This window comes from Protofrankia sp. BMG5.30 (genome assembly GCF_001983005.1).
Lineage (GTDB): Bacteria > Actinomycetota > Actinomycetes > Frankiales > Frankiaceae > Protofrankia > Protofrankia coriariae.
This window is the reverse complement of sequence record NZ_MOME01000008.1, coordinates 228,333-251,730: the sequence shown is the minus strand read 5'-3', so window position 1 is coordinate 251,730 and position 23,398 is coordinate 228,333. Positions and strand designations below refer to the sequence as shown.

Genomic DNA, 23,398 nt, shown 5'->3' with positions numbered 1-23,398 from the left:
GGCCAACAGGATAATCCGAGCCGAACGCGCTCCGGCCGCCCTACAAACTCACGGTATTCAGGGCGGCCGAAAAATCCCCGCGCCGCGAAGATGACGCCGGCACGTCCGAGACGGTGACACACGGCTCGACATTCGTTTCGCCGGCCCGGAACGTTCGGAACCGTCCTGTGCCACGGCAGGTCTGGACCCGCCGCGGACAACAGCCCATCATGATCGTGGCGACATGCCCGTGAGCGGCTCGTCCAGTGGGCGCAGCGGTGTTGTGCCCGGTACCCGCCCCTTACGTCCAGGACGTTGGCAATCCGGGGGCGGTCCAGCGCCGAAGTACTGGTGACAGCGTCACAGTCGGAGGTGCTCATGCGCGTCGTGGCACGCGGCGATCAGTCCCTGGCGCCGCATCCTGGCACCCTGGAGTCGTTGTTCGACCGCGTCGCACGTGGCCGATCAGCAGGCGTTCGAGAGCCTCTATACCGCGGTGGCCGGGCCTGTCATGGGCCTGCTGCGCGCGCTGGTACGGGATCCGGCCCAGTCGGAGGAGGTCGCCCAGGAGGTGCTCATCGAGGTGTGGCGGTGCGCGGCCCGCTTCGACGCGCGGCAGGGCAGCGCCATGGCGTGGATCATGACGTTGGCCCACCGCCGCGCGGTGGACCGGGTGCGCTCGGCGCAGGCGGCGGCGGACCGTGAGCGCAGGGCCGGGGCGCGCGATCGCGGCCAGGCGTTCGACGAGGTCAGCGAGCAGGTCGAGCGCCGTCTGGAGCGTGCGCAGGTGCGACGCTGTCTGGAGCATCTGACCGATCTGCAGCGGGAGTCGGTGATGCCGGTCGGCCTCCGAGACATGGAAGGGGGATCGCTCGGAACCGGATAGCCGGGCCACGTCTTTATGATCGTGACTTTTCCCAGTAACGGCCCGGGATGCAATCCCACCTCCCGGGCCGTTACTGGGATCGCCGGAGAGCGCGGGGACGCCCGCCACGCCGACACATGATTCGCCGCTGTCTGGCCCCCTGCGGCCCGACCCGTTCCCGTCATCGTCCGCTGTCGGACAGTGCCAGGGCAGTGGCCGGCAGCGGTTTGCGGTGAAATCCTGTCGGTGTGATCGGTGACGGGGGCGATGACGGGTTCGAGTGGGATTTTTTTGTCTCGTACACGCAGGCGGATCGGGGCTGGGCGGAGTGGGTGGCCTGGGAGTTGGAGGCCGCCGGGTTCCGGGTGTTGATCCAGGCGTGGCACATGGTCGCGGGGATGTCCTGGTCGCAGCGGATGGCCGAGGGGATGAACCGGTCGGCCCGGACGGTGGCGGTGCTCTCCCCGGCGTATGTGGCCTCGCAGGCGTGCGGGGCTGAATGGCAGGCGGCGTGGCGGGCTGATCTGGTGGGGGTGCGGCGGCGGTTGCTGCCGGTGCGGGTGGCCGCGTTCGATCCGCCGGCGCCGTTTGACGGGATTGTGTACACCGATCTGGTCGGGGTGGCCGCGCAGGTGGCGGTGGGCCGGTTGGCGGCGGCGGTGGACGCGGTGCGGACCGGTGAGGCGCGGCCGACCGCGCCCCCGGTGTTTCCCGGCGGGTCGGGGAGCCTGGAAAGTAGCGGGTCGGAGGGGGTGGAGGGTCGCCGGCCGCGGTTTCCGGGGGTGGCGCCGRCGGTGTGGTCGGTGGACTGGCCGCGTAACCGGTGGTTTACCGGCCGGGATGTGGAGCTGTCGCTGCTGCGGGAGCGGCTGGCCGGTGGGGGGACGGCGGTGGCGCTCCCGGTGGCGGTGCACGGGCTGGGTGGGGTGGGGAAGACCCAGTTGGCGGTGGAGTACGCCTACCGGCACGCCCGCGACTACGACCTGGTGTGGTGGGTGCCGGCGGAGGAGCCGGCGGTGGCGGTCGCGTCGTTGGCGCGGCTGGCGGAGCGCTGCGGGGTCGCGGTGGCGGGGGCGGCGGAGGAGTCCGCCCGGGCGGTGGTGGGCCTGCTGGCTGCGGGCCGCCGGTACCGGCGCTGGCTACTGGTGCTGGACAACGCCGGCAAGCCGGCTGATCCGTTCGGGGTGCTGGCGGCGGCGGTGAGTGGCGGGCATGTTCTGATCACGTCACGGGACAGCCGGTGGTCCCGGCTGGTCAACACTGTGGAGGTYGACGTGCTGCCCCGGCCGGAAGCGGTCGGGCTGCTGCGGGCCCGCGTCCCCACGATCAGCGAGGTGGACGCGGCACGGATCGCCGCCGCGGTCGGGGACCTGCCACTGGCGCTGGAACAGGCCGGAGCGTGGCTGGCGGAAACCGGGATGGCGCCCGCAGACTATGCCGATCTTCTTGTCGACCAGCTACGGACGCGCACGGCCAGGAGAGGGCCGGACGGGCCGCCGGCCGGGGCCAGCGGACCCCGGCGGGTGCTCCTGACCAAGGGTGCGCCGGACGGTGTGCAGCCGGTCGCGGCAACGTGGACGGTCACACTGCACGGCGTGGACGACCCGGCGGTGGTGATGCTGGCCCGGCTGTGGGCGCACTTCGGCCCGGAACCGATCCCGGCCGATCTCGTCCGTCCCGAGACCGCCGGACTGCTGCCCGAACCGTTACGGGAGGTAGCGGCCGATCAGCTGCGGCTGCCGGAGACCGCCGGCTGGCTGGCGCGGCTGGCGGTCGTCCGGCATGTCGACGGCACGGTGGTCATGCACCGGCTGGTGCAGGCCGTGCTCCGCGACGACACCCCCGCCGCGCTGCGGCCCCGGTTGCGTACGGCCGTGCACCGGCTGCTGGCCGCCGGGCATCCGCCGCACCGGAACCGTCCTGACAGCTGGCCCCGCTACGCCCGAATCCACCCCCATGCCGTCGCGACCGGCCTCGTGGAGGACGATCACCCGGACAGCCGCATCATGATCATTCGCCTGGTCCGCTACCTGCGGGCACGCGGCGACTACCCGGGCAGCCACAGCCTGGGACGCGACGCCCACACCCGCTGGTCGTCCGTCCTCGGCGAGGACCACCCGCACACGATCGCCGCTCTGGGCAGCCTCGCGCGCACGGTGCGGGCGCAGGGCAACTACGCCGAGGCCCGGGCCATGTTCGACGACGTGCTCACTCGGCGCCGCCRCATCCTCGGCGAGGAACACCCCGACACGATCACCGCCGCGCGTAACATCGCTTTCACGGTACGAATGCAGGGCGACTACGCCGAAGCACAGTCGATGTTCGACAACGTGCTCACCCGATCGCGCCGCATCCTCGGCGAGGACCACCCGCATACGATCACCGCCGCGCACGAACTCGCGTTCACGGTACGGGTACAGGGCGACTACGCCGAAGCCCGGAGCATGTTCGACGACGTGCTCACCCGGCGCCGCCGCATCCTCGGCGAGGACCACCCCGACACGATCACCGCCGCGGCCAATCTCGCGTTCACGATGAGGCTGCTGGGCGACTATGCCAGGGCGTGGACGATGTTCAACGACGTGCTCGCCCGGCGGCGCCAGGTCCTCGGCGAGGAGCATCCGGACACGATCACCGCCGCGGCCAATCTCGCGGGCCTGTTGCGGGTGCGGGGCAAGCACGGCGCGGCACAGGCCGGCATCGAAGACGTACTCACCCGACGGCGACGAATTCTTGGCGAGGAGCACCCAGACACGATTACCGCCGTGCACGACCTCGCCGTCACGCTACGGACGCAAGGCCACCACGCCGAGGCACGGACGATGCTCGACGACGTACTCGCCCGGCGCCGGCGCGATCTCGGTGAGGACCACCCCGACACAATCACCGCCGCCCACAACCTCGCGTTGACGGTACGAGCACAGGGCGACTACGCCGAAGCACGAACGATGCTCGACGACGTGCTCGCCCGATCACAACGCATCCTCGGCGAGAACCACCCGGACACGGTCACCGCCATACGCAACATCGCAGTCACGTTACGGCTACAGGGCCGCTACACCGAGGCCCGGACAAGGTTCGATGACGTCCTCGCCCGGCGCCGGCGGATACTCGGCGAGGACCACCCTGACACGATCACCGCCTCGCGTAACCTCGCGGCCGTCCTGCGTATACAGGCCGACCAGATCAGAACACGCACAACGCCCGGCGACACACTCACCGGCCCGAAGCCGCATGCCCCCGAGCCCTCGGCCTGAACCAGGACCGGCGGCCTTCCTCCCTCCCCCATCACACCCCGTGCACCGCGCTCCGGACGCCATTCCGTGGGGTAGTAATGTCGGTGCGGTGAGTTTCCGGTTGGCGGCCGCCAACAGAGTGAGACGGGTCGGGAAAGGTACGGGTCGGGAAAGGTAACGGCCTTTTCCTCTTCCAAGGCGGGAGGCCGCCGTCCCGTGTCCCGTCCAGGCGGGCGGTGGTCATGCGCCGAATTCCGCCGCCTCACCGCTMGATCGGCCCCGGCGGGCGGAAGACCCGGCCGATGACCCGGTCACGAGGCTTGGACACCCGCGACGGATGTCGTCGACGGTGCGACCGAACCGCGGCGGCCCCGGATTCTCCATCTCCGGGCGGTCGCCGAACACAACACAAGCGCGGACGGGACGGGAGTGTCGCGCCGGCGGCAGCCGTCATGCGCCACCGCTGACGCGCCGGACGGGGATCAGGGGGTGCTCCCGGGCGGCACGGGACGAGGGCGGGTGGGCCGTTGCCCGGGCCCCGCCGGGGTAAGTGACACGCGGTGCACAAAAAAAGAACCGGTGTGTAAAAGGTACTGGCGCCGCCACGGGGCCTTCTCTACTCTTGAATCGTCGGTTGACAGCATGGCAGGGCGGCCCGGGGGGTGACATGCGGCGCGCACGGAAATGTTGCACTGAAGGCGCCCGCGCCGCGACAGGATCTTCTCCACGATAGTCCGCGCGCCGCTTTTTCTGAAATTTTGCCAGCGACTTTTCCCGACGGGCCGGCGTGTCGTTCCGGCCCAGTTTCCGACGACCTGCGGGGGCCACAATGTCAGTGGAGGAGGTACCGTCCGAGCTGCGGGCCGCCGTCGCGGCCCGGGTGGCGGACAGAAGCGAACAGCGCCAAGGAAAAATCGCGGTCCTGCGGGAGCGGGGTGGAATCGCGCGGGCGGACGAGCCGGCCCGGGTGGCGACCCGGATCGACCGGCTGGCCCGTTTCTACCCGGATGTGCGGCCGGTCAGCCCGGCCGCGGTGGCCGCCGGGGAACCAGCCGCCACCGCGGCGGCAAGCGCCGTCCTGGAACGGATCCTGGCAACGAACGACCTGCTCGGGGTCGGTTACCTGGAAGGCGGTGTCGCCGCCGCGCGGTCGGTCGGCCGGGTCGTCATCCGGGACGGGCGGGGCCGGCTGGCCGGCTACGGCACCGGCAGCCTGGTCTCCCCGGAGCTGCTGCTGACCAATCATCACGTGCTCCCCGACGCCCGGACGGCCGGGTTCAGCGGTGTCGAATTCGACTATCAGGACGCGCCCGACGGCCGGCCGCTGGCACCCGTCCCCTTCGCGCTGGACCCGGCCCGGTTCTTCATCGCCGACCAGCGGCTGGACTTCGCGCTGGTCGCGGTGCGGGCCGCCCCGGCGGAGCTGGCCCGGTTCGGGTTCAACCGGCTGTTCGAAGGGGAGGGCAAAGCCATCGTCGGGGATTTCGTCACGATCATCCAGCATCCCGGCGGGGGGAAGAAGCAGGTCGCGCTGCGGGAGAACCGGATCGTGGACCTGCTCGACCTGTTCCTGCACTACGAGACGGACACCGAACCCGGATCGTCCGGTTCGCCGGTCTTCAACGACCAGTGGGAGATCGTCGCGCTGCACCATGCCGCCGTCCAGGCGCCGGACCACAGGGAACTCGGCGGCTTTGTCAACGAGGGGATCCGGATCAGCCGGCTGCTGGCCTTCCTCCGCTCCCAGCCCCTTCCGCCGGAGCAGCAGGCCCTCCTCGACCGGATCTCCGCCGACCCGGCAGCCCCGGCAGCTCCGGCCAGCCCGCCCACGGCCGTCGCCCCGCCAGAGCGGGCTCCCGAGACCGTCGGTGGCGGGCCTCGGCTCGCGCTCACGGTCCCGTTCGACATCCGGCTGCGCGGCGACCTGGTCAGCCCCGGCCCGCCCGCCTCCACCGGCGAGGACACAGCCCGGACCGGCCCGGACCATGCTGTCTTCCGCGGCTACGCACCAGACGGCCACGGCCCCGAAGGCGACCCGGGCACACCGTGGCCGGAGGTCACGTCGCGCTCCTGACCTGTTCGGCCCGGGCCCGGTGGGCGGGTGAGGGGCGTCCGCTACCGCGTCAGCCCGCCGCTCCTCACCCGCTGAGCACCAGGAACGCCGCGGTCAGGGTGAGCGCGACGGCGGACAGGCCCGGCAGGCGGCGGCCGACACGGGTCAGTTCCTCGGCGGAGACGACCACGGTCAACGCGATCATCCAGACGACGGCGCCGTGCTCGACGACGGCCATGAGAACCATCAGCGGCCAGCAGGAGAGCACGCATCGTCTGCCGTGCAGGAACGCGAACCGCGCGCACGCGACGTCCGCCCGCCGTCCGACCGGCGGCAGCGGCACGGTGCGCCGGCACTGGGCCAGGCTCCGGCGCTTGATCCCGCTGGCCTGCCAGAGCGCCGCGGCCGCGAGCGCGGCCAGCAGCAGTGCCCGGCCGCCGACGCCGGCGACGTCGGTGGCCGCGCGCACGCCGAGCAGGGCCACGAGGCCGAACAGGGCCCAGACCGCGATGTAGGTGGCGACGAAGACGGTCATCGCCCGGGCCCGCCGCTCCCGGATGCTGTTGAGGGCGACGTGGCGGGTGGCCGGCAGCGCCACCGGCAGCATCATCGCCACCGACATGACCGTCCAGACCGACAGCGCGGCGGGCAGGCCGTCCAGCAGCGTGCTCCACCCGCCGCGTCCGCCGGCACCGCCGCCCACGGCGGCGGCGTGTCCATGCGCCGGCCCGTGGTGGGCCGCCGGGTGGTGGCCTGGGCCGTGCCCGCTCAGCAGCACGCCGCTCAGCAGCACGGCCCAGGCCACCACGACGACCAGCGCGAACGGCCACTCGGGCCGCCAGCGCAGGGCGACGGCGGCCCGGCGCCGGTATTCCCGTAGCTGTCCCTGTCCGGGAGGGCTGAGCACGGCCGGCCCGGCCGTCAGGCCACGAACAGGCTCACGCGACCGATCCGGACCGGTGGGGTCRCGGGCGCGGCCTCGGGCTCGACGGCCGCCACGCCCGGCGGCGGGAGCACCCGGATCGGCTCGAACGTCACCACCACGGATCCCGGGTCCCACTCGCCGCGCTCCCGCAGCACCCGCACCTGCTCGGTCGCGTCGAAGACATGGCCGAACCCGCTGTCGCCGTGCGCCCGCTCCGGGTCGGCGGCGGCCGCGACACCGAAGAGCGAGACGTTGCCGATGTGCAGGCGCTCGCTGTCCGCGGCGTCCGGCCTGCCCAGGTAGACGGCGTAGGCGAGGCCCGGGTCGCGCTCGGCCTCGACGTCGTCGACGCTGATCAGCACCTGGCCGCTGTCGCCACCGCCGGCCACGACGCCCCTGGTGCTCTCCGGGACGGTCAGCCGCGCCGTGGCGGTGGCACCGGTGAGCACCAGTGTTTCCTCCGTGGCCCCGCCGAGCTCGGGCGGGCCGCTGGGCGGTGACGGGGGAACCGCCACTTCGATCACCTTCCGCTCGGGTGTCGCGGGCGCGTCGTCGTAGACATAACCGAGCTGTGTCGCGGTGTCAACGACGTCCGCTCCGGTCAGGGTCACCTGGGCGCCGGTCTCGTCGTGGAAGACGAAGGACTGGGTCAGCCACGCCGCCTCCGTCGGGTTCGCCCGGCCGCCCCCCCGCGCGAGCCAGACGTTCCACAGCCGGTCGATGTTGGCGTGGTGCAGCCAGAAGATCGGGTCGAGGGCGGCGCAGTTGGGGTCGGTCATGAGCGCGGCCCCGCAGGGGGTGGCGCTGGTGGCGGAACCACCGATCGTCGGGTGCAGGACGTTGTGCGGAGTCGACTCCAGAGCTCCGAGGGCGCTGCCGAAATGAGCCGGCCCGGTCCGTCCGCCGCCGAAACTCGGCTGGCCGGGCAGCGCCGAGAAGTTCGTCCGGGCCAGCGCGGCAGCGCTCGTCGTCGCGGCCGGCGGTATCTGCCCGCCGGCCACCAGGGCCGCGTCACGGCCGGGGGCCGGCACGAACAGCGGGTTGGCCGTCCCGTCGGGCAGTGTCGGCGTCCGGAAGGCGGGCGGCAGCGTGTTGCCCGGGAAAGGACGGTCGTAGTTCCAGTACGGCAGCGCGAAGTCGGCCGGACCGCCCGCGTCGAGCACGACTTTACGGACGATACGCTCGAAATAGTACAGATATATGCGGTGCCAGGGGAGGAAGAACCAGCTCCGGTGCTGGCATTCGTTCCAGTTCGCCCCGGGCGGCGGCGTGCGGTACGAGCCGTGGATCGCCGCCTGGTAGGTCAGGCTGGTGGGGTCGGACGCGGGTCGTGCCCGCAGCACCTGAACCGCCTTGGCATAGGCAAGGGTGATCGGGTCGAAGGGGCTGTCCGCCTGCAGCGACCAGGCTTCCCGCCGCACGAGAACGGCCGGTGCCGGCGCGTCCCACCACTGGTGCCACAACGCGCTGTCGGTGCCCGCGGCGAAGGCGTCGACGCGGTTCGGCCCCCACGAGACGGCGGCCGGGGCGGAGGTCAGCGTGCCACCGAGGCTCTCCCAGTCACCCCAGCCGTTGTCGTACCACCGGTGCCACAACGCGCTGTCGGTGCCGGCGGCGAACACGTCGAGCCGGCCCGCGGCCCACGACGCGGCGGCCGGCGCGGAGGTCAGCGTGCCACCGAGGCTCTCCCAGCCGCTCCAGCCGTTGTCGTACCACCGGTGCCACAGCGCACTGTCGGTGCCGGCGGCGAACACGTCGATGCGGCCCGGGCCCCACGAGACCGCGGCGGGTGACGACGTGAGCGTGCCGCCGAGACTCTCCCATTCGCTCCAGCCGTTGTCATACCACCGATGCCACAACGCGCTGTCGGTCCCCCGCGCGAACACGTCGAGCCGCCCCGCGGCCCACGAGGACACCGCCGGCCCGGAGGTGAGCGTGCCGCCGAGGCTCTCCCATTCGCTCCAGCCGTTGTCATACCACCGGTGCCACAGTGCGCTGTCGGTCCCCCGCGCGAACACGTCGATGCGGCCGGAGGCCCAGGAGACCGCGGCCGGTTCGGAGGTCAGGACGCCGCCTAGGCTCTCCCATTCGCTCCAGCCGTTGTCATACCATCGGTGCCACAGGGCGCTGTCCGTCCCCCGCGCGAACACGTCGAGCCGCCCCGAACCCCACGACGCGGCCCCGGGGCCGGACGTCAGTACTCCTCCGAGGCTTTCCCACGTCTGCCAGGCCATGGTTTTCCCTTCCCCCGTCCACGGATGTCAAGAAAATRCTTCGCCGCCCCGCGTTCAGAGAACAATGGCGGCCGGCAACCCGGCGGACCATGCGGGGAACATATTCTGACGACGCGCAAACAATATTGTGGACGCTGCGCCCACCCCCGCCCCGGTACGCTGGCAGCTATTTATAGCACGGGGGTGGACGCAGACAACAGGTACAGGTCCAAACGCCACGGAATTAAGATTTCCGATCTTCTTTGGGGGTGACACGGCGGTGCGCCGGCCTGTATGGCCGGCCGTGGCCATGGGCCAGCGATGCTGGCATGGCAGGCTGCCGTGCCGGTTGATGGCTGCCGGCAGCGTGCCTTCATCCGCTGGTGATGCGTCGCGTCGCCCCGGCGACCGGAGAAACCGAAATCATGCCCGTGCCGTGCGGAGCCACGCGGCATCAACATACCGCCGTGCGCCCTGTCCGCCCAGCTCAGAAGCGGTGGGGTGGATAAGCCGGCCGGTACGCCAGGAGATGCGACGGCCAGGGCCCCGGCCTGCGCAATTCCCCCGTTTCAGCGCCCTGAGCTGGGTACATACTTCTCGGCACCTTCCGGCGTTCGCCCGCTCATGGTGCTGCCAACGATTGCTGTCGGGCATGACGCCAGATGATCGACACGGCGACAGCGTCGCCTCATTCCACAAGTCCGGGAAGTCTGTGGCGTGGCCATCGCCGGCCTGCCCCGGAGGGGACCGTCAGAAGATCTTCCGGCAGCTGCCGACGCCGGGGCCTCCACCTGCGGAAATGGCTCGCTGGCGCTGGGTATTACACCGTTACTCAGGCATTCTCCATCCTCGGCCCCGACCACCCCGACACCCTGACCACCCGTGGCAACCTCGCCTACACCTACCGGACGGCGGGGCGGGTGACGGAGGCCATCGGCCTGTACGAGCAGACCCTTACCGACCGGCTGCGCATCCTCGGCCCCGACCACCCCGACACCCTGACCACCCGCAACAACCTCGCCAGCGCCTACCAGACGGCGGGGCGGCTGGGCGAGGCGATCGGCCTGTTCGAGCAGACCCTCACCGACCGGCTGCGCATCCTCGGCCCCGACCACCCCGACACCCTGACCACCCGCAACAACCTCGCCTACGCCTACCAGACGACGGGGCGGGTGGCGGAGGCCATCGACCTGTACGAGCAGACCCTCACCGACCGGCTGCGCGTCCTCGGCCCCGACCATCCGCAGGTCGTCACGATCAGGAGGAACCTGGCCGCCGCCACCGGTGTCGCGGAACGTCCGGGATGGATCAGGAGACTTCTCAGACGGTGACCACAGGTGGTCTCGTAGCTGGCAGGCCGAGGGGCCGGTCAGCTTCGTCCGCCCCGCTCGGACAGGTCGTCGCGAGTGCTGTCGAACGCGCCGATGAAGGGCAGGCGCCCTGCGCATCAGCCCGATCGGGGCTCGTCGTCCGTTTCGGGCCGCGGGCGGGCGCGGGCGGTGAACCGTCCTGGTCACCGGTGCCTTTTCAGCTGGGCGTCGCAAGCGCCGGGCCGTCGGCTCCGTGCTCGGCGCTCCCCCGGGCCAGGTACGGGCCATGATCACGGGATACTGCTGTCCGCCCAGCTCAGGGGCGGTGGGGCGGATGAGTCGACCTATACGCCGGGTTCTGTGGGCCGGGGCCGTGAGACGGCTCCGGCTGGCGGTCATCCATCTCGGGCTGCCGTTGCCGACAGCCTCCAGCGGTCCACCCGCAGGCTCGGGCGGGCAGCCCTCGAACGCCTGCGCAGCCCCGGAGCCCGAAAGCTCCGGAACCTTTTGACCTTGCTCCGGGTGGGGTTTACCTAGCCGCCCGGGTCACCCCGGGCGCTGGTGCGCTCTTACCGCACCGTTTCACCCTTACCGGCGTCCGAGGACGCCGGCGGTCTGTTTTCTGTGGCACTGTCCCGCGGGTCACCCCGGGTGGGTGTTACCCACCACCCCGCCCTGTGGAGCCCGGACGTTCCTCGGCGGCTCCGCGTGAGCGGAACCGACGCGACCGCCTGGCCGACTCATCCGTGACCGTCAGCATATGACACCACAGACGCCCCGGCTCACCCCGACGGTCCGCGGCGGGGATACTGCGTGCCAGAACAACATCAGATGCCAGGACGGGCACCGGCCGTCACCGCACCTGGCAACCTGACGCGGCTGTCAACGGGGTCGTCCGGGGCTGACCCGACAACAACAGGCCGAACGAACACGCCGGTTCGGAAGAACACATCGCCCGAAAGAACGCACCATCATCTGGAAGAGCACGACACCACCTGGAAGACGAGGGACGGGACAGGCTGTGACAACGCCCGGGGAACCCACCAAAAAGATCGACTACACCCGTCCGGTGACGCCGCCATCCGCCGGCGCGGCGACAGCCGGTGGCGGCCCGGTCGCGCCCGCTCCGCCCGGCCCCGGATCCGTTCCGCCGCCCGCCGGGCCCACGCCGCCGCCTGCCGGGCCCGCGCCGGCCGGCGGGCGTCGCGGCGTCAGCTATGTCGTCTATGCCGTCACCGTCCTCGTCCTGCTGCTCGCGATCGCCGTGATCGTGTTCGTCGTGCGCAACGACCAGCGGGTGAACGTGTGGCTGTTCGGCTCCATCCATAACACCTCGCTCGCGGGCGCGCTCGCCGCGTCGGCGGCGGCCGGCCTGGTGATCGGGCTGCTGGTCGGCCTGATCACCCAGGTCAAGGTCCGCCGGGAACTGCGCCAGTACCGCCGCGGCAGGCACCCGGCCCAGCAGTCCCAGACCCCCTGACCTGGCCTGACAGGTCGGCCCCTCCAACCGGGCTGTCGGATGTCCATGCCTGCCAGCAGACCGCGTCCCAGCGTGACCGCAATCTGACACATCGGAAATCAACTCCGGTAGCCAGTCAGAAAGAGCAGGTGCGGTCACCACGTCYAGCCGGGTTCAGTCGGCCATCTTCGCCGGGCGGAACTCCCTATGGATCTTCCCGCGGCCAGAACCGGTTCCCGATGCGGGCGACCAAACGGGTACGCTCCGTATAAAAGGCTGTTGCTTTCCGCGGAGAAATGAGGCTATCGGGGTGGTCTCGGCGCGTGTGGAGCGGCGGCGCAGGGCACAGATCGTGCGGTACTGGCGTGCYGTCGAGATGTTCAGCCCCCAGCAGGTCGGCAAGGTCTCGCCCGGCAACCGGATGTACCCGGTCGACGGCGGTCGGCCGCTGCCGTGGGAGCGGAGGCATCCGCTGCGGGCAGTACCCCTGGCCGAGGGAACGGTGTGGCARCACACGGTGTACTGCGGGATCTACCGCATCGCCGCGGTGCGGGATGTGCTGCTGGAGGTCTTCGGCGAGAACGAAGAGGACCACGATGCGCGCATCGACGGAGACAGCGCGCTACTCGCCTTCCAGGCCACCGACGAAGGGCGGATCATCCATGACTCGATCACCTTCTCCGCGTGTGCCTGGGCGGTCGGACGAGCGCGTAGTCCGGGGCCGAGAAAGGACGGATGGCTCGACGGCTTCGACGACGAGGCCAAAGCCTGTGAGCAGATCGTCCTCGACGTCGGGGATGGCAGGCTGGAGGTCGTGGAACGCGCGGCCGGGCGGCTGAAGCCGTTCGCCGGGCTGTTCTGCGAGATCGCGCTCGGCGCGGCGGGCGGTGCGGTTGCGCCACTGGTCGCGCCGCTGCTGGGTGACGCGGCCGCGGGGGCGCTGGTCGGTGCCGCGGAGGCCGGGGCGCAGCATGCGCTGGATGATCATATGGACGGCGCCGCGGGAGACCGGCGTGCGGAAGGCGACGAGCCCCCGAGGCTCGGTGACAAGCCGTTGACGGTGCCGGACCTGTCCGCCGTCACCCGATGGCTGTCAGAACGCTTCGGTGTCACCGCCGATCTGGCGCCCATGGCCATCCGCGTCCAGAGCCGGCAGGTCTCCGTCAAACGTGCCGACAATGCGGCGGGCACGGACTTTCTCAACAGCTTCATCGCGGCCGACCTGGCGCTCGTGGCCGACAGACTGTCCGAATCCGAGCCCGGGAAGGCACTGCGCGACTATCTGACGGCGGCCACCGCCATTCCCACCAACCATCGCGTCGACCTACGGCGTAACCCCGACGCCGTGCTCGCCGGTGTGCGGCCGGAGCGATTCCCGCTGGGCCGCTGGCCCGCGAAGACGGAACATCCCCTGGTGCTCAGCCAGCAGTTCTCCGTCAACGCCATCCTGGCGCACCTTGCCGACAGCGAAGGCGTCTACGCCGTCAACGGGCCGCCGGGCACCGGCAAGACCACCCAGCTACGTGACCTCATCGCGGCCGTGCTCGTGCTACGCACCCAGCGTCTCGCCGAGCTTACCCGGCCAGCGGATGCCTTCACCGGCCAGACTCATCGGTGGACCACGGCCGACCTGCACCGGTCGGTGTGCGCACCGATCAGCACGCTGACCGGCTTCGAGATCGTCGTCGCATCGGCGAACAACGGCGCCGTGGAGAACGTGTCCAAACAGCTCCCCGAGAYGGATGCCGTCGACGAGGCCTGGCGTGGCGAGRCATCGTACTTCCCCGAGCAGGGCCGGCTCATCCTCGACGGCGCCGAGGCCTGGGGCACGCTCGCCGCCTCGCTGGGCAGGAAAAGCAACCGCCAGGACTTCCGCAACACCTACTGGTTCGGGACCYTGCGGGAAAGGCGCCAGGCCGCCATCACCCCCGGCCGGACCCACACCGCCCCGGTGAGACAGCCCTCCGGCCAGGGCATGCGTGACCTGCTGAAGCACCTGGCGGCAACCCAGCGRCCAGATGCCAGCGCCTGGCGGGCAGCCGTGAACCGCTTCCGCGAGGCGGAACGCACCGTCCTCGAGCTGCGCGACGAACGGCAGCGGGYCGCGCGGGCGCTGCGCGACCTGAGCGATGCGGAGCAGGCCGCCCGGACCGCTCACGACGCAGCCCGTGACGCTGAGCAACACCACCGTGCGACGCTCGCGCCGCTTGCCCAGGCATACCAGACGCTGGCCACACTGGAACGCGACGTACAACGCTGGGCCGAGCGGCGGACCGAACACCAACACAGCCGACCAGGCTTCGTCCAGGGCCTGTTCACCCTGGGTGGCGCGCAACGCGACTGGCGTGCGGAACACCAGGCCCTCACCGAGGCCCACCGTGCCGCCGAGGCCACCCATGACGAGCAGGCCAGAACGGTCACCGTCCACAAGCAGGCGCAGCTGACTGCCGACGCCGAGGCAAGGGCCGCACGGGAGGAAGCCTGGCTTGCGGAACGCCGCCGCGACGCGCTTCGGGAGACGGTGGACGCGGCCCGAGCGGTCTGGGGCCCGCATGTACCCGCCCACGACCCGGAGGCGAACGGTGCCAGCGGTGAGGATGCTGCCGACCGCGAGCTCGGCTCGCCGTGGTCCGACCCTGAGTTCACCGCCGCCCGCACCCGGCTGTTCCTCGCCGCCATGGACTTGCACCGTGCCTTCATCGAAGGCGCCGCCGACCGGATACGCAAGAATCTCGACGCGGCTATGGACGTCCTGTGCGGCAACGCGCCGAAGACCATCCCACCCGGCGCCGTACTAGCCGCCTGGCAGAACCTCTTCCTCGCCGTCCCCGTCGTCTCCACGACCTTCGCCTCCCTCGACCGGATGTTCGCCGGTCTCGGGCAGGACGCGCTCGGCTGGCTTCTGGTCGACGAGGCGGGCCAGGCGACGGCGCAGATGCCGGTCGGCGCGCTCTGGCGAGCCAGGCGCGCCGTCATCGTGGGCGATCCGCTGCAGTTGGAGCCAGTCGTCACCCTGCCCCACACCGCCCAGCAGGCACTGCGTCGCACCTACGGGGTCGACGAGGAGTGGTCGTCGTCACAGGCCTCCGCACAGCGCGTCGCCGACAGGCTGAACCGCTACGGCACCTTCCTGCCCGCGCCGGACGGGTCGGACACCGAGCACGTCTGGGTCGGCTCGCCACTGCGCGTACACCGCCGCTGCGACCAGCCGATGTTCTCCATCAGCAACGACATCGCCTACGGCGGGCTGATGGTGCACGGCGTCAGACGAGGCGAGTACGGCATCGCACGCCGCAGCGTGTGGTGGGACGTACCCGCCGGGACGAGCGCCCAGGGCAAGTGGCACCCCGCCGAGGCGGACGCCGCCAACGTCATCGTCCACCGCCTCGTCGACCAGGGACTGGATCCGGCGGTGGACCTGTTCGTCGTCAGCCCGTTCCGTGACGTCGTCGCCGGGCTGCGGGGCAGCCTGTGCCGGGTGGTGAACCGGGACCATGTCGGTACGGTCCACACCACGCAGGGCAAGGAAGCCGACGTCGTCCTGATCGTCCTCGGCGCGGGCGGCCCCCACCCGGGCCCGCGATCCTGGGCGGCCAGCAGCCCGAACCTGCTCAACGTCGCCGTCAGCCGAGCGAGAAGGCGGCTGTTCGTCATAGGTGACCATGCTGCCTGGAGCACGCACCGCTACTTCGACGCGCTGGCACGTCACCTCGACCGCCTCACCGACGACGAGCAGGCTGCCATGCGCCGCACCGCGCCCGCATCCCTCCCCACGCCCTGCCGGTGCGCACGGACACCGTGAAAGAGCGGACGAGAGCCCGGGGTGGTACAGCCCGGTGAGTTACCGGCTACTGGCCTGGCTCGACCAGGTGGGCGGCGTGGATGCCGTCGTTGAAGCTGCGCAGCACGGCCGGGCCGTCCGAGTACCAGTCGATCGTGGAGATCGACACCAGGTCGAGGTGGAGCCGGTAGAGGACCGCGGGCGAGGCGTCCAGCGCCAGCAGCGCGAGAGTCTTGATCGGGGTCACGTGCGAGACGATCAGGATCCGACTGCCCGGATGCGCGGCCAGGATGCGGTCCCGGGCGGCGGTGACCCGCCGGATCGTGGCGAGGATGCTCTCCCCGCCGGGCGGGGCGACCGACGGGTCGGCCAGCCAGGCGTTCAGCTCGTCCGGGAAGCGCTGGCGGACCTCGCCGAAGGTCAGGGTCTCCCAGGTCCCGAAGTCGGTCTCGCGCAGGTCGTCGTCGATCAGATAGTCACGGCCGAGGGCGTCCGCGGTCTGCCGGGCCCGTTTCAGCGGCGAGCAGTACACCGCGTCGAAGGGGACGTCGCGCAGCCGTCCCGCCACGGCGAGTGCCTGCGCCTGGCCGATATCGGTCAGGGTCGCGTCCACCGTGCCGCTGAACCGCTTCTCCACCGACATCGGGGTCTGCCCGTGCCGTAGCAGCACGGTGGTGGTGGGTGGCGTGGGCGGGGCCATCCAGCCCGACAGCCGGTGGGTGGTCGGTGCCTCGTGCGGGACGGGCTCCGGCGACTGGGGCTCGGGCGGCTCCCAGGTGCGGCCCTGCGCGGCGGCGTCCATGGCCTCGTTCGCCAGCCGGTCGGCGTGGGCGTTGCGCTCCCGCGGGATCCAGGTGTAGCGGACCCGCGGGAACTCCCGCGCGACGTCGGCGGCCTGCGTCGCCAGCGGCCGCATGGCCGGATGTTTGATCTTCCAGCGCCCGCTCATCTGCTCGACGACGAGCTTGGAGTCCATCCGGACCTCGACGTCGGCGTCCGGGGCAAGGTCGGCCGCGGCGCGCAGCCCGGCGATCAGGCCCTGGTACTCGGCGACGTTGTTGGTCGCCCGGCCGATCGCGCCCGCCCGCTCGGCCAGGACCGCACCGGTGTCGGCGTCGCGGACGAGCGCCCCGTACCCCGCCGGGCCCGGATTGCCCCGTGACCCGCCGTCGGCCTCGACGACGAGCCGGCGTGCCGGACGGTCACTCATGGTCGACTCCTATCCGCTCGCCGGCGCGCGGGCCCGGTCCCGTCCACCGGACCGGGCCCGTCCACGGGGCTGGTTCCCTCCGCTGGCCCGGCCATGCCCACCGGGACGACTCGGCTCACAGGCCTGATTCCGTGGTCCGGACGAGGATGCGCCGGCATTCCTCACAACGCACGACGGCGTCCACGGGAGCCGCCGCGACCTCGCGCAGGTCACCGCCGGAGAGCTCCAGGTGGCATCCTTCGCAGCGGCGCCGGACGAGCCTGGCCGCCCCCACTCCGGCGGACGAGGCTCGCAGCCGCTCGTACAGGGCCACCAGGTCGGCGGGCAGGGTCGGGACGATGGCCTCCCGCTCGGCACGGCGGGCCGCCACCTCGTTGTCGATCTCGGCCAGCGCCGCGTCCCGGCTGGCCACGGACGTCGCCCGCTCGGCGTTGACCCGCTCCTGATCCGCCCTGATCACCCCGGCTCGGGCCTCCAGCCCCTCGGCGGTCTCCATGAGCTCGAGCAGTTCGTCTTCGAGGACGCCCTGTCGGCGGGCCAGCGAGGCGATCTCCGCCTGCAGGTTCTCCAGCTCACGGGCGTTGGTGATCTGCCCGGAGTCCAGACGCCTACGGTCCCGGGCGGCCCGGGAGCGCACCAGGTCGACCTCGGTTTCCAGTTTCTGTTGCGACCGGCCCAGATCCCGCACCTGGGTGGAGACCCGGACCAGATCGTCGTTGAGGGCGGCAAGCTGCGCGTCCAGCTTGTCGATCTCGGCATGCTCGGGCAGGTTGCGCCGGCGTGCGGCGAGCCGGTCAAGGCTGGAGTCGATCGCCTGTACGTCCAACAGACGAAGCTGGGTCGCTGGATCGGCCTTCATGTGCTCCTCACTGTGCTCCGCGGCTGTGCTCCGTGGGTGTTGTTCCCGGCAGCGTTCCCGGCAGCATCCGTCACCGCTGGTCCCGGCCCTGGTCACGATCGTCAACCTGGCCCTGGCCCTGGCCGTAGCCCTGGCCCGCCGCTCGGTCGGGATCCGGCCCGGTCGGCCACGGCGAGGCCGCGTGCCAGCGCCACGGGTCCGTCACCAGGGCGGAGACCGTGGTGTTCACCGTACGGCCTCGGGCGGCCAGACCGACACGCAACCGGGCGGAGGCGATGTGCAGCCACGGCCATTCGCTGGCCCAGTGCGCCACGTCCACGAGCGCCACGTCGTGGGCAGCCACGGCGTCGAGGACGTGGTGGTGACGTCCGTCGGCGGTCACCAGCGCGTCGGCGCCGGCACGCGCGGCCGCACCGATCAGTTCGCCGCCGGAGCCACCGCAGACCGCGATCCGGCGCACCGGGCGGTCCGGGTCGCCGGTGGCACGCACCCCACCGGCGGTGGCGGGCAGCGCGGCGGCCACCCGCGCGCAGAAGACATGCAGCGGCTCGGCCCGGGGCAGCTCACCGACCCGGCCGAGGCCACCGTTGCCGGACCGGGCCGGGCCGGGCGGTGGCTCTTCTCCCAGCTCTCCCGGCTCTCCCGGCCGCGCTGGCGGCCCGGCCGGCTTCTCCGGCCGCTCCGGTGGCCCGTCGAGCGGTTCGACGGCGGTGAGCCCGAGCGCGTCCGCGAGCGCGTCGCTCACCCCCGGGCAGGCCACATCGGCATTCGTGTGGGCGGTGAACAGCGCCACCCCACCACGGATGGCGGTGGCCACGACCCGACCGCCCGCGCTCGTCTCGGCCACCCCGTGCACCCCCCGCAGGAACAGTGGATGGTGGGTGACCAGCAGTTGCGCACCCTGCTCGACAGCCTCCCGGACGACCTCGACGACGGGGTCGACGGCGAACAGAACATGCTGAACCGGCATGTTCGGGTCACCGACGGCGAGCCCCACCGCGTCCCACGACTGCGCCCAGGACGGCGGATAGCACCGCTCCAGTTCGGCGACGCACTCGGCCACGCTGGGCTGCTGCCGGCGGGCGTCGGCCGGTAGTCCCGACGATCCAGGCTGTGACCCGGGCGCCCCCAACACCCCCGACACCACCGATACCCACGACGATCCGGGCAGTGGTCCGGGCAGCGGTCCAAGCGGTGATCCGACCGGCGTTCCGGGCTGYCTTTCGCGATGGTCGCCCAGGTCCGGACGCGCAGGAGGATGTGATGCTGCCACCGTCCGGACACTACCGGGCCGTGATCGGCGCGGCCGCGCCGGCAGGTCCACCGCGAGGCAGCGGGCACCGGCCGGCCGTCGCGCCGTACCGTGGCCCCTGTGGCAGACGGATCCAAACCGCACATGCACGTTTGTTCAGGCAGACTCAGGTCGAAGGAGGCGCAATCGTGACATATGCGCCTGCGGAGGCACCCAGCGCCCACCCAAGGACGTGATTCCGACATGGCGGATGTATCCGTGACGTTCACGATTGCCGGCGACGCCGAGGTCGTACTGAACCTTCCGACCACGCAGGCCGTACGGCTGATCGAGATGCTCATGCACAACGCGGCGGAGGCCCTGGCCGCACAGGCCCGCGGCGGCCAGTCGGGCCAGCCGGGGCAGCAGACCGGAGCGGGGCAGCATCTCCAGCCCAGCATGCCGGGCTCCGTGGGCTGGGGCGACCCGCAGCACCGGGGCGARCCACCACCCTCGACTCCACTGCGTCGCCCACTGTAACCGGCCGCTGTAACCGGTCATCCCGAGCGGCTGGTCACTTTTTGTAACTACTTCCGACCGCCGCCCGGCACCCGGTCACCCCCGGCAGAGCCCATCCCGGCCCCGGCCCCGACGATCTCGGGTCCGGGGCCGGGGCTGTTCCGGATCCGGCAGCCATCCGATTTCCGGCCCATTCCGAATCCATCCGGTACGCGGATCTCGGCGCTCGAACCCCTGACGCGGATCTTTGCTGCGCGAATACGACATCGGGCTGGACATCCGCACACTTTTCCCAAACACGACACAATTCTAGATCAACAAGGTACAACTCCGCACAGTTCATCCGCACCGCTCATCCACCAGAAGGGATACGGATCATCCATGGCGGGGGACATACCAGCCGAACAGATCATCGTGGCACATGCGTACGCGCAGGCGAGCACGGCACGTGACGACGGCTCGGACCCAGTCGACCAGCCGCCACCGACCAACGAGTCCGCGCGGGTGCTCCACTGCTACGGCCGGGTCAGCATCGTCAGCCCCGCCACGGTCGCCCCGGACTCCTCTCCCGGGCCGGGCGCCTCCGGCGCCACCGCCGTCGACCCCGCCCATCTCGACGGGCTCGAACGTCTGGGCCTGGCCGCCTTCCAGTTACGCGCCAGTACCGACTACCAGCGGGCCAAACAGGACCGCGCGAGATCCGACGAGCTGTGGGACTGGGACCGGCCGTGCACCGACGTCCCACCGCCGCGAGGCTCCTCCGGGCAGGCCCCGGACGGCGGTGGCGGCGGCGTCCCGCGACAGCCTCGCTCCCCCACCGACTCGCCATCCCCCACCAGCCTGGGCACGAGCGGCGCCCCCGTGCTCACCGCCGCCGCCGTCCCCGCCGACGGACAGCTCGGCCAGCCAGGCGGCGGAGGCGGCACCGGCGGGCCCACCAGCGCCTTCATGGAGGGCAGCATCGCGATCGGCGTGATCATCGTGGAAGGGCCGAGCGCCGATCTGCAGTTCACCGCCGCGGAACGCACCAAGACCGTCGCCGAGATCCAGAACGGCCTGTCCTGGTACGCCACCGTCAACCCGGCGGCAGAGCTCACCTTCAGCTACGACATCAAGGTCGTCCGGATCTCCACTCCCCCGGACCCCGCCGCGGCCGACCTGGAAGCACGCTGGCGGGACCCGGCCATGAGCCAGCTCGGCTACCAGCCGAACTTCGACGGAGTCTACGACTACGTCGACGACCTGCGCGCCAGGCACGTCACACGATGGTCCTACTGTGCGTTCGTCACCAAATACCCGCTGCAGTACTTCGCCTACAGCTCCATCGGCGGGCCCCGGCTCGTCCTGTCCTACGACAACGACGGATGGGGTCCGGACAACCTCGACCGGGTCTTCGCCCACGAGACAGGCCACATCTTCGGCTGTCCCGACGAGTACGCCGCCAGCGGATGCAACTGCGGTGGGACATGGGGCCGGTTCGCCACCCCGAACGGCAACTGCGACGGCTGCGCACCGGACAGCGTCAACTGCCTGATGCGGTCGAACAGCTTCGAGCTGTGCCGCTACACCCCCAGCCACGTCGGCTGGGGCCGCGGGGTCGGTGGCAATCCCGTCCTGGTGCAGAGCAGCTTCGGGCACACCGGCAACTTCGAACTGGTGGTGCCGTCGGCGTTCGCCGGGATGACACACCTGTGGCGGGACAACGACGCTCCCGGTTTCCCCTGGCGGGAACCGACACAGGTGGCACAGGGCAACGGTCGGATCGACGCGCTCACAATGATCCAGAGCAGGCTGGCGACACCGGGGGCGTTGGAAGCGCTCGCCCGGGTCGGGAAGTCGCTGCTGTTCCTCTGGCGTGACAGCGGGCCCGCCCTGCGCTGGCAGTCCCCCACCCGGATAACCGACGGTGTCGCCGGGACACCGTCACTGATCCACAGCAGGCTGGGCCGGCGCGGCACGTTCGAGGTGCTGGCGCCCGCCGCCGACGTCGGCCTGCTCTACCTCTCGCGCAACAACGACGTCGCCGGTTTCCCCTGGAGCCAGCCCGTCGTCGTGGCGGCGAACCTCGGCCATGTCGACGCGGTCAGCCTCATCCAGGGAAACTTCGACAACGGCAACCTGGAAGCCGTCGCGCTGGCAGGCGGTCGGCTGGCCCACATTTACCGTACCCAGGACGGCGTGTGGCGGACCTCGACGGTGTTCGCCGAAGGCGTCACCGGAAATCCGGTGCTGATCCAGAGCGGGTTCGGCCGGATCRGCAACTTCGAGGTGCTCGTGCCGTCGGCCAGCGGCGGTCTGGTCCACCTGTGGCGGAACAACGACGCGGCCGGCTTTCCCTGGAGCGGCCCGACCAGGTTCGCCACCGAACTCGGCCACGTCGACGCGGTCACCATGATCCAGAGCTCGTTCGGCAAGCATCTGGAGGTGGTGGCGAGAGTCGGCGACCGGCTGTACGCGATGGCCCGCACGTCGGACACCTTCCAGTGGCTGCCACCCGGGAAGATCTTCTAGCGGTCGTTTCCCGGATCCAGGTCGTACGTCGGCGTTCCGCCGCATGATGTCAGCGGCGGAACGCCAACTGGTACAGGAGGCCGAGCACGGTCAGTCCCGTGACAACCACGGACGCGACGCCGGGCGAGACGATCAGTATCGCGACACAGCCGCCGGTTCCGAGGATCACAGCAAGCCCCCGGTGGGAGGTGACGATCGCGTCGGCGATGAGCCGATGGCGATGAGCCGATACAACGGATCCAGCATCCGTCGCTTCTCGCTCTCCGCCGCAGGAGTACCGGCGTACGCGCTGGTCAGCGGACGACCGATCGACCGGGCGAGAACACGCGACATCATGTGCTTCGGCTCGGGACCCCCGCCTGAAACCTTCCGAAACATGCCTGTCCGTACGTAACGATAGCTCCCCTGACTCGGGTGGGCTGGCTGGTCGTCGCGGGTGGTCGCGGGACGCTCGTCGTACGTGACACGGGGCCCGGGCCGCCGACCGCGTCCTTTCCGAGCCGGCCCTCTCCGGCCCCGCATCCGCGGCCGGGCCGGCGACCCGCGGAGGCGCCGTGCTCACCGGTTCTCGCACCGGTCATGTGGGTGGCCCGGGAGGCAGTCGGCCGGTGTCGGTGGCGTCCCAGGGCAGTCCCTCCGCGGAACGTTGCTTACCAGCCAGGCGCGCGAGCCATCCATCCACGAAGAGATGCTCACTCGCGGTGAGCGTCTCACGCAGGCCCGCCGGAACCGCTTCGAGGAACACTCCGGCAACACCGGGAAGCCGGATCAACGCGTCCGCCTGGGTCTTCGACGCGGCGACCAGGGCCAGACGAGGTGGTAGGACCGCCGTGACCTGCGCGATCTCTCGCAGAGCGGTGAGGACCGTCTGGTAGCGATCGCTMCCGTCGGGTCCCTTCTCCTCCGCGGGGCCGGCCACATCACCGTGCTTGCCAGGGCCGACTGGACCGTTAAGATCATCAGAACCGTGGACTGCCGGATCCAGCCTGACTGTCCGTGACGCGATGACGACCAGCAACTCCGGTGTGGGTTCGACCACGGCCTCGACCTCCTGACCCAAGCGAACAGGGCGTCGTCCAGCTTTGCCAGCCCACCGTCACCGCATGAGCATTCTGACCGAGCGGACAGAGCATCATCGTTGTCCATACCAACCGAACACAAGGCCACCAGGTGCGTCCGGAGCGACGGACAGCGCTGTGCGCCGGCCCCAGCCCACTCGCGAGCGCCTCTGGCGAAACCGGAACCGC

General features: G+C 71.0%; 13 protein-coding genes, 1 other RNA gene and 1 pseudogene. 8 read left to right on the top strand and 7 right to left on the bottom strand.

Annotated elements, in window-relative coordinates; translation table 11 throughout:
- Window positions 1-357: 357 nt before the first annotated feature.
- From BL254_RS04635 to BL254_RS04625, 3 genes and pseudogenes are all read left to right on the top strand, one after another.
- Window positions 358-865: pseudogene (locus tag BL254_RS04635) on the top strand (sigma factor).
- A gap of 227 nt (window positions 866-1,092) precedes the next feature.
- Window positions 1,093-4,101 carry an FxSxx-COOH system tetratricopeptide repeat protein gene (gene fxsT, locus BL254_RS04630; protein WP_076842605.1) on the top strand — a complete coding sequence of 1,003 codons (3,009 nt, stop codon included), beginning with the start codon at window positions 1,093-1,095 and terminating at the stop codon, window positions 4,099-4,101.
- 808 nt (window positions 4,102-4,909) lie between these two features.
- Window positions 4,910-6,154 (top strand): serine protease, encoded by a 1,245-nt coding sequence (locus BL254_RS04625; RefSeq protein ID WP_083730834.1) that lies wholly within the window; start codon window positions 4,910-4,912, stop codon window positions 6,152-6,154.
- A 64-nt stretch (window positions 6,155-6,218) separates the two neighbouring features.
- On the opposite strand, the gene BL254_RS04620 is transcribed toward BL254_RS04625, so the two are convergent.
- Entirely contained in the window at window positions 6,219-7,040 is an 822-nt protein-coding gene (locus tag BL254_RS04620) for a DUF2182 domain-containing protein (RefSeq protein WP_052914316.1), read from the bottom strand.
- A 14-nt stretch (window positions 7,041-7,054) separates the two neighbouring features.
- Window positions 7,055-9,292 carry a tyrosinase family protein gene (locus BL254_RS04615; RefSeq protein ID WP_076842604.1) on the bottom strand — a complete coding sequence of 746 codons (2,238 nt, stop codon included), beginning with the start codon at window positions 9,290-9,292 and terminating at the stop codon, window positions 7,055-7,057.
- A 641-nt stretch (window positions 9,293-9,933) separates the two neighbouring features.
- Here BL254_RS04615 and BL254_RS28935 point away from each other — a divergent pair.
- On the top strand, window positions 9,934-10,602 hold the full coding sequence (locus tag BL254_RS28935; protein WP_076842603.1) for a tetratricopeptide repeat protein: 669 nt from the start codon (window positions 9,934-9,936) through the stop codon (window positions 10,600-10,602).
- A gap of 310 nt (window positions 10,603-10,912) precedes the next feature.
- Here BL254_RS28935 and rnpB read toward each other — a convergent pair.
- Window positions 10,913-11,324: RNase P RNA component class A (gene rnpB, locus BL254_RS04605), an RNA gene on the bottom strand.
- 278 nt (window positions 11,325-11,602) lie between these two features.
- Here rnpB and BL254_RS04600 point away from each other — a divergent pair.
- Complete coding sequence (locus BL254_RS04600; RefSeq protein WP_047221928.1) at window positions 11,603-12,061, top strand: lipopolysaccharide assembly protein LapA domain-containing protein; 459 nt, start codon at window positions 11,603-11,605, stop codon at window positions 12,059-12,061.
- A gap of 289 nt (window positions 12,062-12,350) precedes the next feature.
- The gene (locus tag BL254_RS04595) at window positions 12,351-15,842 is read left to right on the top strand and encodes a DEAD/DEAH box helicase (RefSeq protein WP_076842602.1); all 3,492 of its coding nucleotides are present in this window, start codon (window positions 12,351-12,353) and stop codon (window positions 15,840-15,842) included.
- A gap of 46 nt (window positions 15,843-15,888) precedes the next feature.
- Here BL254_RS04595 and BL254_RS04590 read toward each other — a convergent pair whose 3' ends face one another.
- The 3 genes from BL254_RS04590 to BL254_RS04580 form a co-directional block, all read right to left on the bottom strand.
- The gene (locus BL254_RS04590; RefSeq protein WP_047221929.1) at window positions 15,889-17,031 is read right to left on the bottom strand and encodes a bifunctional RNase H/acid phosphatase; all 1,143 of its coding nucleotides are present in this window, start codon (window positions 17,029-17,031) and stop codon (window positions 15,889-15,891) included.
- Window positions 17,032-17,146: 115 nt separating this feature from the next.
- Window positions 17,147-17,890: a zinc ribbon domain-containing protein gene (locus tag BL254_RS04585; protein ID WP_076842649.1), complete on the bottom strand. Its 744-nt coding sequence runs from the start codon at window positions 17,888-17,890 to the stop codon at window positions 17,147-17,149.
- 70 nt (window positions 17,891-17,960) lie between these two features.
- Complete coding sequence (locus tag BL254_RS04580; protein WP_052914345.1) at window positions 17,961-19,025, bottom strand: Nif3-like dinuclear metal center hexameric protein; 1,065 nt, start codon at window positions 19,023-19,025, stop codon at window positions 17,961-17,963.
- A gap of 375 nt (window positions 19,026-19,400) precedes the next feature.
- Here BL254_RS04580 and BL254_RS04575 point away from each other — a divergent pair, with 375 nt between their 5' ends.
- Window positions 19,401-19,661 carry a hypothetical protein gene (locus tag BL254_RS04575; RefSeq protein WP_338052688.1) on the top strand — a complete coding sequence of 87 codons (261 nt, stop codon included), beginning with the start codon at window positions 19,401-19,403 and terminating at the stop codon, window positions 19,659-19,661.
- 360 nt (window positions 19,662-20,021) lie between these two features.
- On the top strand, window positions 20,022-22,151 hold the full coding sequence (locus BL254_RS04570; RefSeq protein ID WP_076842601.1) for a hypothetical protein: 2,130 nt from the start codon (window positions 20,022-20,024) through the stop codon (window positions 22,149-22,151).
- Window positions 22,152-22,728: 577 nt separating this feature from the next.
- Here the strand turns inward: BL254_RS04570 and BL254_RS04565 are convergent.
- Window positions 22,729-23,190 carry a hypothetical protein gene (locus tag BL254_RS04565; RefSeq protein WP_139342176.1) on the bottom strand — a complete coding sequence of 154 codons (462 nt, stop codon included), beginning with the start codon at window positions 23,188-23,190 and terminating at the stop codon, window positions 22,729-22,731.
- Between the last annotated feature and the right edge of the window lie 208 nt (window positions 23,191-23,398).

What these genes read in the sequence shown, in the direction of transcription:
- BL254_RS04625 (WP_083730834.1), top strand. Translation starts at nt 4,910, where the DNA reads ATGTCAGTGGAGGAGGTACCGTCCGAGCTGCGGGCCGCCGTCGCGGCC.
- BL254_RS28935 (WP_076842603.1), top strand. Translation starts at nt 9,934, where the DNA reads ATGATCGACACGGCGACAGCGTCGCCTCATTCCACAAGTCCGGGAAGT.
- BL254_RS04590 (WP_047221929.1), bottom strand. Translation starts at nt 17,031, where the DNA reads ATGAGTGACCGTCCGGCACGCCGGCTCGTCGTCGAGGCCGACGGCGGG.
- BL254_RS04585 (WP_076842649.1), bottom strand. Translation starts at nt 17,890, where the DNA reads ATGAAGGCCGATCCAGCGACCCAGCTTCGTCTGTTGGACGTACAGGCG.